At 67.7% G+C, this 12,603-nt stretch carries 13 protein-coding genes; 8 read left to right on the forward strand and 5 right to left on the reverse strand.

Going from position 1 to position 12,603, the window contains the following annotated elements; translation table 11 throughout:
- Positions 1–55: 55 nt before the first annotated feature.
- The gene (locus FFS09_RS22565; protein ID WP_137921185.1) at positions 56–988 is read left to right on the forward strand and encodes a LysR substrate-binding domain-containing protein; all 933 of its coding nucleotides are present in this window, start codon (positions 56–58) and stop codon (positions 986–988) included.
- Between the two features lie 26 nt (positions 989–1,014).
- The gene (locus tag FFS09_RS22570; protein ID WP_137921186.1) at positions 1,015–1,242 is read left to right on the forward strand and encodes a cysteine-rich CWC family protein; all 228 of its coding nucleotides are present in this window, start codon (positions 1,015–1,017) and stop codon (positions 1,240–1,242) included.
- Here the strand turns inward: FFS09_RS22570 and FFS09_RS22575 are convergent.
- The gene (locus FFS09_RS22575) at positions 1,239–2,339 is read right to left on the reverse strand and encodes an AI-2E family transporter (protein ID WP_137921187.1); all 1,101 of its coding nucleotides are present in this window, start codon (positions 2,337–2,339) and stop codon (positions 1,239–1,241) included. The two genes, FFS09_RS22570 and FFS09_RS22575, sit on opposite strands and share 4 nt — an antisense overlap.
- 112 nt (positions 2,340–2,451) lie before the next feature.
- Here FFS09_RS22575 and FFS09_RS22580 point away from each other — a divergent pair, with 112 nt between their 5' ends.
- The 5 genes from FFS09_RS22580 (at position 2,452) to FFS09_RS22600 (ending at position 7,510) form a co-directional block, all read left to right on the forward strand.
- Complete coding sequence (locus FFS09_RS22580) at positions 2,452–3,960, forward strand: MFS transporter (RefSeq protein WP_137921188.1); 1,509 nt, start codon at positions 2,452–2,454, stop codon at positions 3,958–3,960.
- A 19-nt stretch (positions 3,961–3,979) separates the two neighbouring features.
- Positions 3,980–4,741, forward strand: a complete 762-nt coding sequence (locus FFS09_RS22585) for a class II glutamine amidotransferase (protein WP_137921189.1) — start codon at positions 3,980–3,982, stop codon at positions 4,739–4,741.
- Between the two features lie 99 nt (positions 4,742–4,840).
- Positions 4,841–5,866 carry an ABC transporter substrate-binding protein gene (locus FFS09_RS22590; RefSeq protein WP_137921190.1) on the forward strand — a complete coding sequence of 342 codons (1,026 nt, stop codon included), beginning with the start codon at positions 4,841–4,843 and terminating at the stop codon, positions 5,864–5,866.
- A 1-nt stretch (position 5,867) separates the two neighbouring features.
- A complete protein-coding gene (locus FFS09_RS22595; RefSeq protein WP_137921191.1) occupies positions 5,868–6,680 on the forward strand; it encodes an ABC transporter ATP-binding protein in 813 nt (270 codons plus the stop codon).
- 2 nt (positions 6,681–6,682) lie between these two features.
- A complete protein-coding gene (locus tag FFS09_RS22600) occupies positions 6,683–7,510 on the forward strand; it encodes an ABC transporter permease (RefSeq protein WP_137921192.1) in 828 nt (275 codons plus the stop codon).
- 13 nt (positions 7,511–7,523) lie between these two features.
- On the opposite strand, the gene FFS09_RS22605 is transcribed toward FFS09_RS22600, so the two are convergent.
- A complete protein-coding gene (locus FFS09_RS22605; protein ID WP_137921193.1) occupies positions 7,524–7,865 on the reverse strand; it encodes a hypothetical protein in 342 nt (113 codons plus the stop codon).
- Between the two features lie 62 nt (positions 7,866–7,927).
- On the opposite strand from FFS09_RS22605, the gene FFS09_RS22610 reads away from it, so the two are divergent.
- Entirely contained in the window at positions 7,928–8,236 is a 309-nt protein-coding gene (locus FFS09_RS22610; protein ID WP_137921194.1) for a hypothetical protein, read from the forward strand.
- A gap of 18 nt (positions 8,237–8,254) precedes the next feature.
- Here FFS09_RS22610 and FFS09_RS22615 read toward each other — a convergent pair whose 3' ends face one another.
- The 3 genes from FFS09_RS22615 to FFS09_RS22625 form a co-directional block, all read right to left on the reverse strand.
- A complete protein-coding gene (locus tag FFS09_RS22615; protein ID WP_137921195.1) occupies positions 8,255–9,736 on the reverse strand; it encodes a rhodanese-like domain-containing protein in 1,482 nt (493 codons plus the stop codon).
- Between the two features lie 220 nt (positions 9,737–9,956).
- Positions 9,957–11,600, reverse strand: coding sequence for a 3-(methylthio)propionyl-CoA ligase (locus FFS09_RS22620; RefSeq protein ID WP_137921196.1), 1,644 nt, complete (start codon positions 11,598–11,600; stop codon positions 9,957–9,959).
- A 23-nt stretch (positions 11,601–11,623) separates the two neighbouring features.
- Positions 11,624–12,595 (reverse strand): quinone oxidoreductase family protein, encoded by a 972-nt coding sequence (locus FFS09_RS22625; RefSeq protein ID WP_137921197.1) that lies wholly within the window; start codon positions 12,593–12,595, stop codon positions 11,624–11,626.
- Positions 12,596–12,603 lie beyond the last annotated feature (8 nt).

Below are 12,603 nucleotides of genomic sequence, written 5' to 3' on the forward strand. Positions count from 1 at the left end.
CAACGGATTGTTTGCCTAAAATCTACCGGTTATCCGGGTATGAAAAGAGGGACGCATGCGCATCACGTTGAGACAGCTTGAGATCTTTTGCACCGTCGCCAGGGCCGGCTCCACCGTCGCCGCGTCGCAGGCGCTGTCGCTGTCCCAGTCCGCGACCAGCGCGGCGGTGCTGGAACTGGAAAGGCTGATGGGCGTGGCGCTGTTCGACCGTGTGGGCAAAATGCTGCGCCCCAATGCGGAAGGGCGCGCCCTGCTGCCGCGCGCGGCGGCGCTGGTGGCGGATGCGCAGGCGATCGAACAACAGGGCGAAGAGGTGGGCCTGCGCCTGGCGGCCAGCAACACCACCGGCAACTACGTGCTGCCGGCCTTGCTCGCCCGCCACGCGGCGAAGGCCCGGCGCACCGACCCGCTGCGTCCGCCGGTGGCGAGCCATGTGCGCGTGGTGAACACCGCCGAAGTGGCGCGTGCGGTCGCGCGCCTGGAATGCGACGTGGGCTTCATCGAGGGCCCTTGCCACGAGCCGCAGCTCGATGTGCTACCGTGGATCGAAGACGAGCTGCTGCTCGTCGCGGCGCGTGACCATGCGCTGGCGCGCGCCGCCGCACCGGCCGAAGACCGCAGCGTGCGCGTGGGCAAGGCGGCGTTGCGGCAAGCGGCCTGGCTGATGCGCGAGCCCGGTTCGGGCACACGCGAATCGGTCGAGCATGCGCTCGCGCCGCACCTCGGCGTGGTGCGCGCGAGCGTGGAGTTCGGCAGCCCGGAAGCCATCAAGCGCGCGGCGGCGGCGGGCCTGGGCATCGCCTGCCTGTCGCGCTGGACCGTGCAGGACCTGGTCTCGCGCGGCAGCCTGGTGGTGCTCAAACCGCCATGGCCGACCATGCGCCGTCCGTTCTCGATCGTCCTGCACACCCGCCAGCGTTCGCCGACCGTCAAACGCTTCGTCGAGTTCTGCACCACCGACGCCGCGCTGAACAGGATCGGCTCGTAGCCGTTGGCGAGGCATAGACTACGCCCATGTCCCACGATGCTTCCTCGCCCGACCCCAGCCGCTGCCCGCTGTGCGGTGGCGACAACCGCTGCGCGATGGAGATCGAGCGCGAAACGGGCGAGCAGCAGCCGCCCTGCTGGTGCATGAGCGCAACCTTCACGCCCGAGCTGTTCGCGCGCATTCCCGCTGAGGCGCGTGGTCAGGCCTGCATCTGCGCGGCCTGCGTGGGCAAGGCTTTGAGCCGCCCGGTTTAAGGCTCTCGCGGCGGTTCCGTTTCGGGCGGCAGCACCAGCGGTGAGGGCTGACGCATGCTGTGCACCCACTCGCGCCAGATGGCCACCAGCAAGGCCATCAGCACCGGCCCGACGAACAGGCCGACGATGCCCATGGTTTTCACGCCGCCCACCAGGCCGAAGAAGGTGGGCAGGAATGGCAGCTTCACCGGCCCACCGACCAGGCGCGGGCGCAAGGTCTTGTCGACGATGAAGAGTTCGATCGCGCCCCAGGCGAACAGGCCCACGCCGGCCCACAGGTGCCCCGAGCCCACGAGGTAGAGCGACACCAGCGTGAACGACAAGGGCGCACCGCCCGGGATCAGCGCCATGAAGCCGGTGACCACGCCCAGCAGCACCGGCGAAGGCACGCCCGCGATCCAGTACGCCACACCCAGCACCAAGCCTTCGCCCACCGCGATCAGGCCCAGGCCGGTGACGGTCGCGCTGACCGTGGCCGGCACCACGCGCGAGAAGCGTTGCCACTGCAGCGGCAGGATGCGTTCACCGACCGCGTCGAGCTGGTCGGCGATGTGCGCGCCGTCCTTGTAGACGAAGAACAGCGTGATCAGCATGAACAGCACCGTGAGCGCGAGGTTGAACACGTCGCCCGTGGCGCTGAGCACCATGCGGTAGATGTTGCCGATGTGCTGCCCGCTGAGGATCTGGACCCAGTCGCCCAGCGCGTGCGGCTCGCCCAGGTGTTCGCGCCAGTAGGTGGCCAGTGTCCCGCCGATCCAGGGCAGGGCTTCGATCCAGCGCGGCGGCGGTGCGCCGTTGCGGTTGACCTCGAGCAGCCAGGTCACCAGCGTGCTCGCTTCCTGCAGCGCGTAGTGCAGCGCCAGGGTGAGCGGCACGATCAGCACCACGACCACGATCACCAGCGCCAGACTGGCCGCCAGGGTGGTGCTGCCGCCGCAGGCGCGCACGCCACGGCGGTACAAGGGCCAACTGGCAAAGCCGATGATGAGCGCGGCCAGCACCGGCACGAGAAAGCCACGGAAGAAATAGACGCCGGCGGCCACGATCAACAGCAGCAGGCCGCGAATGATCAGGGAAGCGTTCGGAACAGGTGGCATGGGCAAAGAGCAGGCACAGGCAAAGGACCTCGGGCAATATACCTGACCCCCCATTCGTGGCTTATGCTGCATCACCACGGCAACCGCCTCGCGGGCACCCGCCACCCGATCCATGACCTATCCCGCCGACGACCACTCCCTGCCCGCCTTGCAGGCACGCTATGGCCCACGCCACCGCTGGCTGCTGCTGCTCTCGGTGATGGTGGGCACGATGGCGGCCATCATGTCGTCGACGGTGATCAACGTGGCGATCCCCGACATGAGCCACCACTTCACGCTCGGCCAGGAGCGCGCGCAGTGGGTCACCTCGGGCTTCATGGCGGCCATGACGGTCTCGATGCTCACCACGCCCTGGATGCTGGCGCGCTATGGCTACCGGCGCACCTACGTCGGCTGCATGTGGCTGCTCCTGGCCGGTGGAGTGGCCGGTGGCTTCGCCGCCCACTACCCGCTGGTGCTGGCCGCGCGCGTGGCCGAGGGCCTGGCCGCCGGTGTGGTGCAGACGATCCCGGCCATCATCATCCTGCGCGCTTTCCAGCCGCACGAGCAGGGCCGCGCCAGCGGCATCTTCGGCATGGGCGTGGTGCTCGCGCCCGCGCTCGGCCCGAGCATTGGCGGCTTGCTGGTCGATGCCTTTGGCTGGCGTTCGATCTTCTTCATGGTGGTGCCGTTCTGCCTTGCTTCGTTCTGGCTCGCGCAGCGCTACGTGCCCACCACCGCGCCGGGCGGCGCCGCCCCCAACCCGCAGAGCGCGAGCCTCGACTGGCGTGGCCTGGCGCTCGCGGCCGTGGGCACCTTGTGCCTGCTCAACGGCCTGGTCGAGCTGCACGGCGGCACGCCACTCACCGCGACCGCCCTGCTGGGCAGCGCGGCCTTGATCCTCGTCGTGTTCATCGTCACGCAGCGGCGCACGCTGCGGGCGCGGCGGCGGCACCCGGACCAGGGCGTGGACCCGCTGATGAACCTCAGCCTGTTCAACGACAAGCTCTTCAGCATGGGCAGCATCGTGGCCTTCATCTACGGCATCGCGCTGTTCGGCTCCACCTACCTGCTGCCGGTGTACATGCAGAGCGGACTGGGCCTCTCGGCCTCGCACGTGGGCACCATCCTGCTGCCCTCGGGCTTCGTGCTGGCGGCGACGATCGCCGGCGTGGGCCGCCTGGCCGACCGCCAGCCCACACGCCGGCTCGTGAGCATCGGCCTGGTGTTGCTGAGCGCGTCGTTCGCGCTGATGGTCACCATCGACCCGAGCCGACCCGCGCAGATCATCCCGCTGCTGGTGGTGTGGGCGGTGCTGGGCCGCATCGGCCTGGGCTTCATCCTGCCTTCGCTCAACATCGGCGCCATGCGCAGCCTGGACCGCAATCTGATTCCGCAGGGCGCCAGCGCCATCAACTTCCTGCGCATGCTCGGCGGCGCGGCGGGTGTGAGCCTGTGCGGCATCGTGCTCGAATGGCGCCTGTCGGCGCACGGCGTGCAGATCGCCACCGGCCTGCCCGGGACACCCGAGCGGATCGCGGCGTTTGAAGAAACCTTTCTGATGCTGGCCGCCATCTGCGCCCTGGCCGTGATCGCCGCGCTCAAGCTGCGGGAAACCACACCGCCGGGCAAGGTGGCCTGAGGTACGGTACAACACCACCATGTGCCAACTGCTCGGACTCAACTGCGCCACCCCCACGGACGCCAACTTCAGCTTCACCGGCTTCTGCCAGCGCGGTGGCAAGACCGACCACCACGCCGATGGCTGGGGCATCGCCTTCTTCGAAGGCAAGGGCCTGCGCCTGTTCATCGACCACCAGAGCGCCTCCGACTCGCCCATGGCGACCTTCCTGCAAAGCTACCCGCTCAAGAGCCGCAACATCATTGCGCACGTGCGCAAGGCCACCGTGGGCGCGGTGGCGCTGGAAAACGCCCACCCCTTCGTGCGCGAGCTCTGGGGCCGCCAATGGGTGTTCGCGCACAACGGTGACCTGAAGGACTACGCGCCGCCGCTGCACAGCCACTTCCGCCCGGTGGGCACCACGGACAGCGAGCACGCCTTCTGCTGGCTGCTGCAGGAGCTGGCCAAGTCGCACGCGAGCCTGCCCGACGTGCGGGAACTCACCCTCACCTTGCGCGAACTGGTGCCACAGGTGCGTCAATTCGGCACCTTCAACTTTCTGCTGTCCAACGGCGAAGCGCTGTGGGCGCACTGCAGCACCAAGCTGCACTGGCTGGTGCGCCAGCACCCGTTTGCACAGGCCACCTTGATGGACCAGGACTGGACAGTGAACTTCGAGGAACTCAACCAACCCGGCGACCGCGCGGCCGTGGTGGTGACCACGCCCCTGACCAGCAACGAGCAATGGACCGCGTTCGAGCCCAACGAGCTGAAGGTGTTCGTGGACGGCCTGCCCCTGTGATTTCCCGGGTATCGCGGGGCCACGCCCCGGGCTACCATGGACCGTTCCTCCGGGCGCCTTGTGCGCACCGGCACACAACTCAATGAAGGAGACATACGCATGCAAAGACGACACCTCATGGCCGGCGGCCTGGCCGCCGCGGTGCTGCCCCCATTCGCGTTCGCGCAGAACCTGGAGAAACCCAAGCTCACCATCGCGGTCGGCGGCAAGAACCTGTTGTATTACCTTCCGCTGACGATCGCCGAGCAGCTGGGCTACTTCAAGGCCGAAGGGCTGGATGTGACCATCGTCGACTTCGCGGGCGGCTCGCGCGCCCTGGCCGCCGTGGTGGGTGGCAGCGCCGACGTGGTCTCGGGTGCCTTCGAACACACCGTCAACATGCAGTTCAAGGGCCAGCCCATGCGCGCCTTCGCGCTGCAAGGCCTGGCGCCGCAGATCGTGCTGGGCGTGAACCCCAAGACGATGGCGAACTACAAGACCATCACCGACCTCAAGGGCAAGAAGATCGGCGTGAGCGCGCCCGGCAGCTCGACCAATGTGATGGTGAACTTCGTGCTCGCCAAGGCCGGATTGAAGCCGAGCGATGTGAGCATCATCGGCGTGGGCGCGGGTAGCGGTGCGGTGGCGGCCATGCGCTCGGGCCAGATCGACGCGATCAGCAACCTCGACCCGGTCATCACGCTGCTGCAGCGTTCGGGCGATCTGAAGATCATCTCCGACACACGCGTCGTGGCCGAGTCCGAAAAGGTGTTTGGCGGCCCGATGCCGGCGGCCTGCATGTACGCGCCACAACCCTTCATCGACAAGAACCCCAACACCGTGCAGGCCATCGCCAACGCCATCGTGCGCGCGGACAAATGGATCCAGGCGGCCGGCCCGAACGACATCATCAAGACCGTGCCCGAGAGTTACCTGCTCGGCGACCGCGCGGTCTACATCGACGCCTTCATGGCCGCCAAGGGCGCGCTGTCCAAGGACGGCAGCATCCCGCCCAAGGGCGCTGAAACCGCCTTCCGCGCGCTGGCCAGCGTGGACGCGGAGTTGGCCAAGGCCAAGCTCGATCTGAACGCGGTCTACACCAACGCCTTCGTGCTCAAAGCGAACGCGAAGTATCCGAAAGGTTGATGTGACGGGTCCAGCGATCGATCTGCAGGGCGTGTCCTGCACCTTCATCAGCAAGGACGACCCCGGCCAACGCTACACCGCCGTGCGCGATGTGACGTTGACCGTGGGCGCGGGCGAATTCGTGAGCGTGGTGGGTCCCACCGGTTGCGGCAAGAGCACGCTGCTCAACGTCGCGGCCGGTCTGCTGTCGCCGAGCACGGGCACGGTGAACGTGTTCGGCGAAGCGCTCGGCGGCATCAACACGCGCGCGGGCTACATGTTCCAGACCGAGAGCCTCATGCCCTGGCGCACCGCGCTGGGCAACGTGATGGCGGGCCTGTCGTTTCGCGGCGTGCCCGAGGCCGACGCCCGCACGCAAGCCGAAGACTGGCTGCGCCGTGTGGGCCTGGGTGGCTTCGGCGACCGCTACCCGCACCAGATGAGCGGCGGCATGCGCAAGCGCGCGAGCCTGGCGCAGACCCTGGTGCTCGATCCCGACATCATCCTGATGGACGAGCCCTTCTCCGCGCTCGACATCCAGACGCGCCAGCTGATGGAGAACGAGGTGCTCGACATCTGGGCCGCGAAGAAGAAGGCGGTGCTGTTCATCACGCATGACCTGGACGAAGCCATCGCCATGAGCGACCGCGTGGTGGTGCTCAGCGCCGGCCCGGCCAGCCACCCGATCGGCGAGTTCGCGATCGACATCCCGCGCCCGCGCGACGTGGCCGAAATCAAGACCACGCAACGTTTCGTTGAACTGCACGCCGCCATCTGGGCGGTGATGCGCGAAGAAGTGCTCAAGGGCTACCAACAACAACTCAAGGTCGCCTGACGATGTGGAACCTGATCAAACCGCGGCAGAAGACGCTGCGCCTGTGGCAACTCGGCTTGCTGGTGATGCTCATGGCTTTCTGGTACCTGATGACCACGCCCGGGCTGGTGCCGCCCTTCATGTTCGACAACGACCGCCAGGCCGCGTTCTTCTTCGGTGAGCCGCTGCGCGTGGCCGAGCGCATCTGGACCTGGTTCGTCACCGACGCCGACATCTACAAGCACCTGGGCGTGACGCTCACCGAAACCCTGCTGGCCTTCGCCATCGGCGCCGTCGGCGGCTTGCTGGGCGGCCTGTGGCTCGCGCTCTCGCCCATGGCCTCGGCGATTCTGGAGCCCTACATCAAGGCCATGAACTCGATGCCGCGCATCATCCTTGCGCCCATCTTCGCCGTGTGGTTCGGCCTGGGCATCGGCAGCAAGGTGGCGCTGGGCGTGACGCTGGTGTTCTTCATCGTGTTCTTCAACGTCTACCAGGGCGTGAAGGAGGTGAGCCCGGTCATCCTGGCCAACGCGCGCATGCTGGGCGCGAGCCAGAAGCAGTTGCTGCGCCACGTGTATTTGCCGAGCGCGACGAGCTGGGTGTTCAGCTCGCTGCACACCTCCGTGGGCCTGGCTTTCGTGGGTGCGGTGGTGGGCGAGTACCTGGGCTCGAGCCAGGGTGTGGGCTACCTCATCCTGCAGGCCGAGGGCAGCTTCGACATCAACACCGTGATGGCGGGAATCGTGGTGTTGACCGCGTTCGCCCTGGCGCTGGACGCGGCCGTGGGCAGGATCGAAAAGCGCCTGATGAAGTGGCAGCCGCGCAGCGGTGAGACCGAAAAACTGTGAAGAGGTGGCGCGGTCAACCCGCGGCACCAGGCCCGCGCTCGAGCAGCGCCCATGCCTCCTCGGGGCCGTTGCGGTGCCAGGCCTGCCAGCCATGGCAATAGGCGTGCTGCACGTAAGGGCCGCGCAGTATCCGTGGCGCGGAGTCTTGCGACGCATCGGCACCCAGCAGATGGACCGCGCCCGCCCAGTGGTCGACGCTCGGCGACGTCCGACGGGCCAGCTCGATGTCCGCGAGCGCGCCCGCCTCGGCCACCGACGTGGCGCGCACCAGAAAGCAGGTGTCGGGACCGTTGGGCCCGCCGGTGAACGGGTCTGTGGTGTCATTGCCCCAACGGACGACTTCGTACAGATTCATAAGGCTTCGTGCGGATTCAGAATGGCGGTGTCGAAAGAACCATCACGTGAGGACACCGCCCCATGGCGACACCTGGCTCTGCACACCCACCGTCCGGCCTGACCTGCAAGCACTGCGGCCAGGCCGCGCACCTGACCCCGACACGGGCCGACAACCTGCGGCGCGCGCGCCATTTCGGCGGGTTCGCGGCCACCCTGGGTCTGGCCGCGGCCGTGGCGTGGTTCTTCTCGGTCTGGGCATGGCCCTGGGCGCTGGCGGGCATGTCTGTGTATGTGCTCTCGCAAGCCGCGCTCAAGTGGCACGCGGCGCGCTGGCTGATGTGCTCGGGTCGACAGCACGCGTACACGCACTGGGGACGCCTGCCCCGGTGAAGGCACGGCGGGCGGGACTCACTTCATCCCGGCCGCGGAGCTGCCGTAGGGACGGCGCACGGGCTGGGTGTTGCTCTGTGGCGCCACGGAATAGCCACCACCGCTGGAGCGCGAGCGCGACGCCTCCACTTGCTCGATGTGCGCATTGACGCGGTCGACCCAATCGTTGGCCTCGGCGCGCAACGTATCGATGTCGCCCGACTGGTTGCGCTGGTCGCTGCGGGATTTTTCGTAAGCGGTGATGTTCGCGGGCGTGGCGAGCGCGGCCACCCGGTCCCAGCTGGCGTCGGGCAGGCAGCCCGACGAAGACCGAACGGAGCAGCGGTAGCGCGCCGAACCGCTCACCAGGGCCAATGTTTCCTGGGCATCGAAGTCGCTGTCGCTCGTGCGATACCCCATGGCAGCCATCGTGGCAGCGCTCTTGGTCGCGCCCTCCAGACGGTCCAGGCAGGCGCGGTAGTCGGCGAGTGCCGACGTGGTGACATTCAACTGGGCCTGGTTGTTCGGCATGGGACGGTCGAAGGTCCCGCAGGTCTGGCGTGCGGATTTCGACGCACGGGCCTTCTCGAGCGCGGCGCTCAACGGGCCCAACGAGACCTTGTCCAAGGGCGCCTTGAAGTGGGTCGAGGGCGATGCCTCCACGCGCGCGCGGGCGGCCTTGTAGGCGCGGTCGATCTCGTCCGGAGCGCGGCTGACGAGGGCATCGATCTCGGCCAGCGCGGGGTTTTGCGCGTCGATCTTCGCGACGGCGTCGCGCGCGCGCACCAGGCAATTCACACGCGTTTTCCGGTCATCCTCGGCATGCGAGCGCAGGTTGGATGCCAGGGCGTTGTCGGTGGGCGACTTCAGCGCGATGTCAACGAAGTCCTGGTCGGTGACTTCGATGCCGCAGGTACGCACCTCCATCAGGGCCGACCGCACGGCTTCCTGGTTTTTCACGGTGGCGGCCTTGGCGAGCACCTCGCGCTCGAGCGGCAGGCCGGCGCTTACCCAACCGCTGTTGCCCGCACGCAGCCAGTAGAGCTTGTGGTAACCAGCGTCCTTGGCCCGCTGCACGGCCAGCACCGACAGCTGGCAGCGGTCGTGGTGGCAATAGAAGAGCATGGGCATGTCCTTCTCGCCGCCGGTGAACCCCTGAAAGGCTTTCGCGTACGCCTGGCGGATCTCTTCCGATTCGCCGGCGACCTGGGGCATCTCGACCAGGGTGCCCGGGATCTTTTCCTGGGTCCGCATGGCCGCGACCACGGCAAGCCCCAGCCCCATGTGCTCGATCATGCAGTTGGCTTCGCGCGGGGAAATCGTGATGGCGCCGGGCAGTTGCAGCGGCATGGCGCCTTCCGGCAACGGCGTTCCCTTGGCGACGGCGGCACGGGCTTCGCGCCCGGGTTGGCACTGCTGCTCAGCGGCGGCCAGGCGCTCGCCGCGCGACTGGGCAGCGGCGGGCCAGGCGGTGAACAGCGCGGCGAAGAAAACGGCGGCGAGGGGGGCGTGCAGTTGCATGGTGCTCCGATCGGGTCGATATCCCTGTCGCGCCACGGGCGGGCGCACACGGGTAGGGGCAGGGGTATGGATGGAGCTGCATTTTGTAACAACGCGGTGGCGCCACGCCAAGCGCGAAGTGGCACAAGCCTGACGGGCGGACATTTGTCACAGATGGGCGGCCCGGGCCAGAGAGCACCGCCCGGCGAGCGTCAACCGGGAGGCGTTGTCACCGCACGGATCAGCCCGCCACCGCCACCAGGAGATCGCCGAACTGCTCGCGCAGCTTGTTCTTCTGCACCTTCCCCGTGGCGCCGAGCGGAATGGCATCGACGAACACCACGTCGTCGGGCGTCCACCACTTGGCGATCCTGCCCTCGTAGAAGGCGATCAGTTCGTCGCGCGTGAGCGGCGCATCCGGCTTCTTCACCACCACCAGCAGTGGCCGCTCGTCCCACTTGGGGTGTTGGGCCGCGATGCATGCCGCCATGGCGACACCCGGGTGCGCCATCGCGATGTTCTCCAGCTCGATGGAGCTGATCCACTCGCCACCGGACTTGATCACGTCCTTGCTGCGGTCGGTGATCTGCATGAAACCGTCGGCATCGATGGTCGCGACATCGCCGGTGGGAAACCAGCCCACCCCGTCTTGCTGCACCAGCGGATCGCCGCCCTCGCCGCGGAAGTAGTCGCGGATGATCCAGGGGCCGCGCACCAGCAGTTCGCCCGAGGCTTTGCCGTCGTGCGGCAGCGCTTGCCCTTCTTCATCAACGATCTTCATGTCCACGCCGAACACCGCGCGACCTTGCTTGGCCTGGATGGCCAGACGCTCCTGCGCCGGCAGGGCGAGTTGCCGGGGCTTGAGCGCGCAGGCCGTGCCCAGAGGGCTTATCTCGGTCATGCCCCAGGCGTGCAACACGTTCACGTCGTAGCGCTCCTGGAAGGTGCGCATCATGGCCGGCGGGCAGGCCGCGCCACCGATGACGGTGCGCCGCATGGTGCTGAATGTCAGGTTGTTGGCTTCGACGTGCGCGAGCAGTCCTTGCCACACGGTCGGCACGCCGGCCGAGAGCGTGACGCCTTCGGTTTCGAACAGTTCGTGCAGGTGCTTGCCGTCCAGGAACGGCCCCGGAAAGACCAGCTTGGCGCCGACCATGCACGCCACGTAAGGCAGGCCCCAGGCGTTGACGTGGAACATGGGCACCACCGGCAGGATGGTGTCGCGCGCCGAACAGTCCATCGCATCGGGCAGCGCCGCCGCATAGGTGTGCAGCACCGTCGAGCGGTGGCTGTAGAGCGCGCCCTTGGGGTTGCCGGTCGTGCCGGAGGTGTAGCAGAGCGATGAGGCGGTGTTCTCGTCGAACTCGGGCCAGGTGAAGTCCGGCGAGGCGGCCTCCAGCAGGTCCTCGTAGCACAGCAGATTCGCCACCGTGGACGACGCCGGCATGTGGGCGCGGTCCGTCATCGCCACGAAGGCCTTGATGGTGGTCACGCGCGGGGCGATGACCTCGATCAGCGGCAGGAAGGTGAGGTCGAAAAAGAGGATCTGGTCTTCCGCATGGTCGGCGATCCACACCACCTGGTCGGGGTGCAGGCGCGGATTGAGCGTGTGCAGCACCGCGCCGGAGCCGGACACGGCGTAGTAGAGCTCCATGTGGCGGTAGCCATTCCAGGCCAGGGTGGCGGCGCGCTGGCCGCGAACCAGGCCCAGCGCGGCCACCGCATTGGCCATGCGCCGCGCCCGTTCGGCGAGCTCGCGGTAGGTGGTGCGGTGGATGTCGCCTTCCACCCGCCGCGACACGATCTCCTGGCTGCCGTGGTGGCGTTCGGCGTGCTTCAGCAACGACGACACCAGCAGCGGCTGCTGCATCATGGAACCAAGCATTCTGACTTCCGGAAAAAAAGGGTTCAAGGCACCAGCACCGTAGCGCCGGTGGTCTGGCGCGACTCGAGCGCGCGGTGCGCCAGAGCGGCCTCCGACAGCGCGAAGCTGTGGCTGGGTTCGCTGCGGATCTTGCCGGCCAGCACCAGGTCGAACAGTTCGCGCGCCATGCCCAGCATGTGCGAACGCGGCGTGGCGTAGTGAATCATCGCGGGCCGCGTGACCCAGATCGATCCCTTGACGGCCAGCAGCGTGCTGTCGATGTTCACCGGGCCCGAGGTCGTGCCGTTGCTCACCAGCGTGCCGCGCAGCTGCAGGCTGTCCAGCGACGCCATCAGCGTGTCCTTGCCGACCGAGTCGTACACCACCGGAACGCCCTTGCCATCGGTGAGTTCGCGCACCCGTTTGGCAATGTCCTCGCGCGAGGTGACGATCACTTCGGCGCAGCCGTTGGCCTTGGCGATCTCGGCCTTCGCGTCGGTGCTGACGGTGCCGATCATGCGCACCCCCAGCGCCCTGGCCCACTGGCAGGCGATCAGGCCGACACCGCCGGCCGCCGCGTGGTACAGGATGGTTTCGCCGCCCTTGAGCGGGAACACCTGGCGAAACAGGTACTGCGCCGTCAAGCCCTTCATCATCAAGGTGGCGGCGGTGGCATCCGACACGCCAGCGGGCAGCGGGATCAGCACATCGGCCGGCATGACGCGCACGTCCGAGTAGGCGCCCTGTGGGCCGAGCAGGTACCCCACGCGGTCGCCCGCCTTCAGGTCGGTGACGCCCGCACCCACCGCCTCCACCACGCCCACCGCATCGGAGCCCAGGCCGTTGGGCAAATCCAGCGGGTAGCGGCCGGTGCGGAAATAGATGTCGATGAAGTTGACCGCGACGTAGGTGTGCCGCACGCGGGCCTGGCCGGGGCCGGGATCACCGACCTCGACGTTCTCGAGGCGCAGCACGTCGGCGCCGCCGGTTTCATGGAATCGAATGGCTTTGGGCATGGTTGTCT

Source organism: Hydrogenophaga sp. 2FB (assembly GCF_005503365.1).
Classification (GTDB): domain Bacteria; phylum Pseudomonadota; class Gammaproteobacteria; order Burkholderiales; family Burkholderiaceae_C; genus Hydrogenophaga.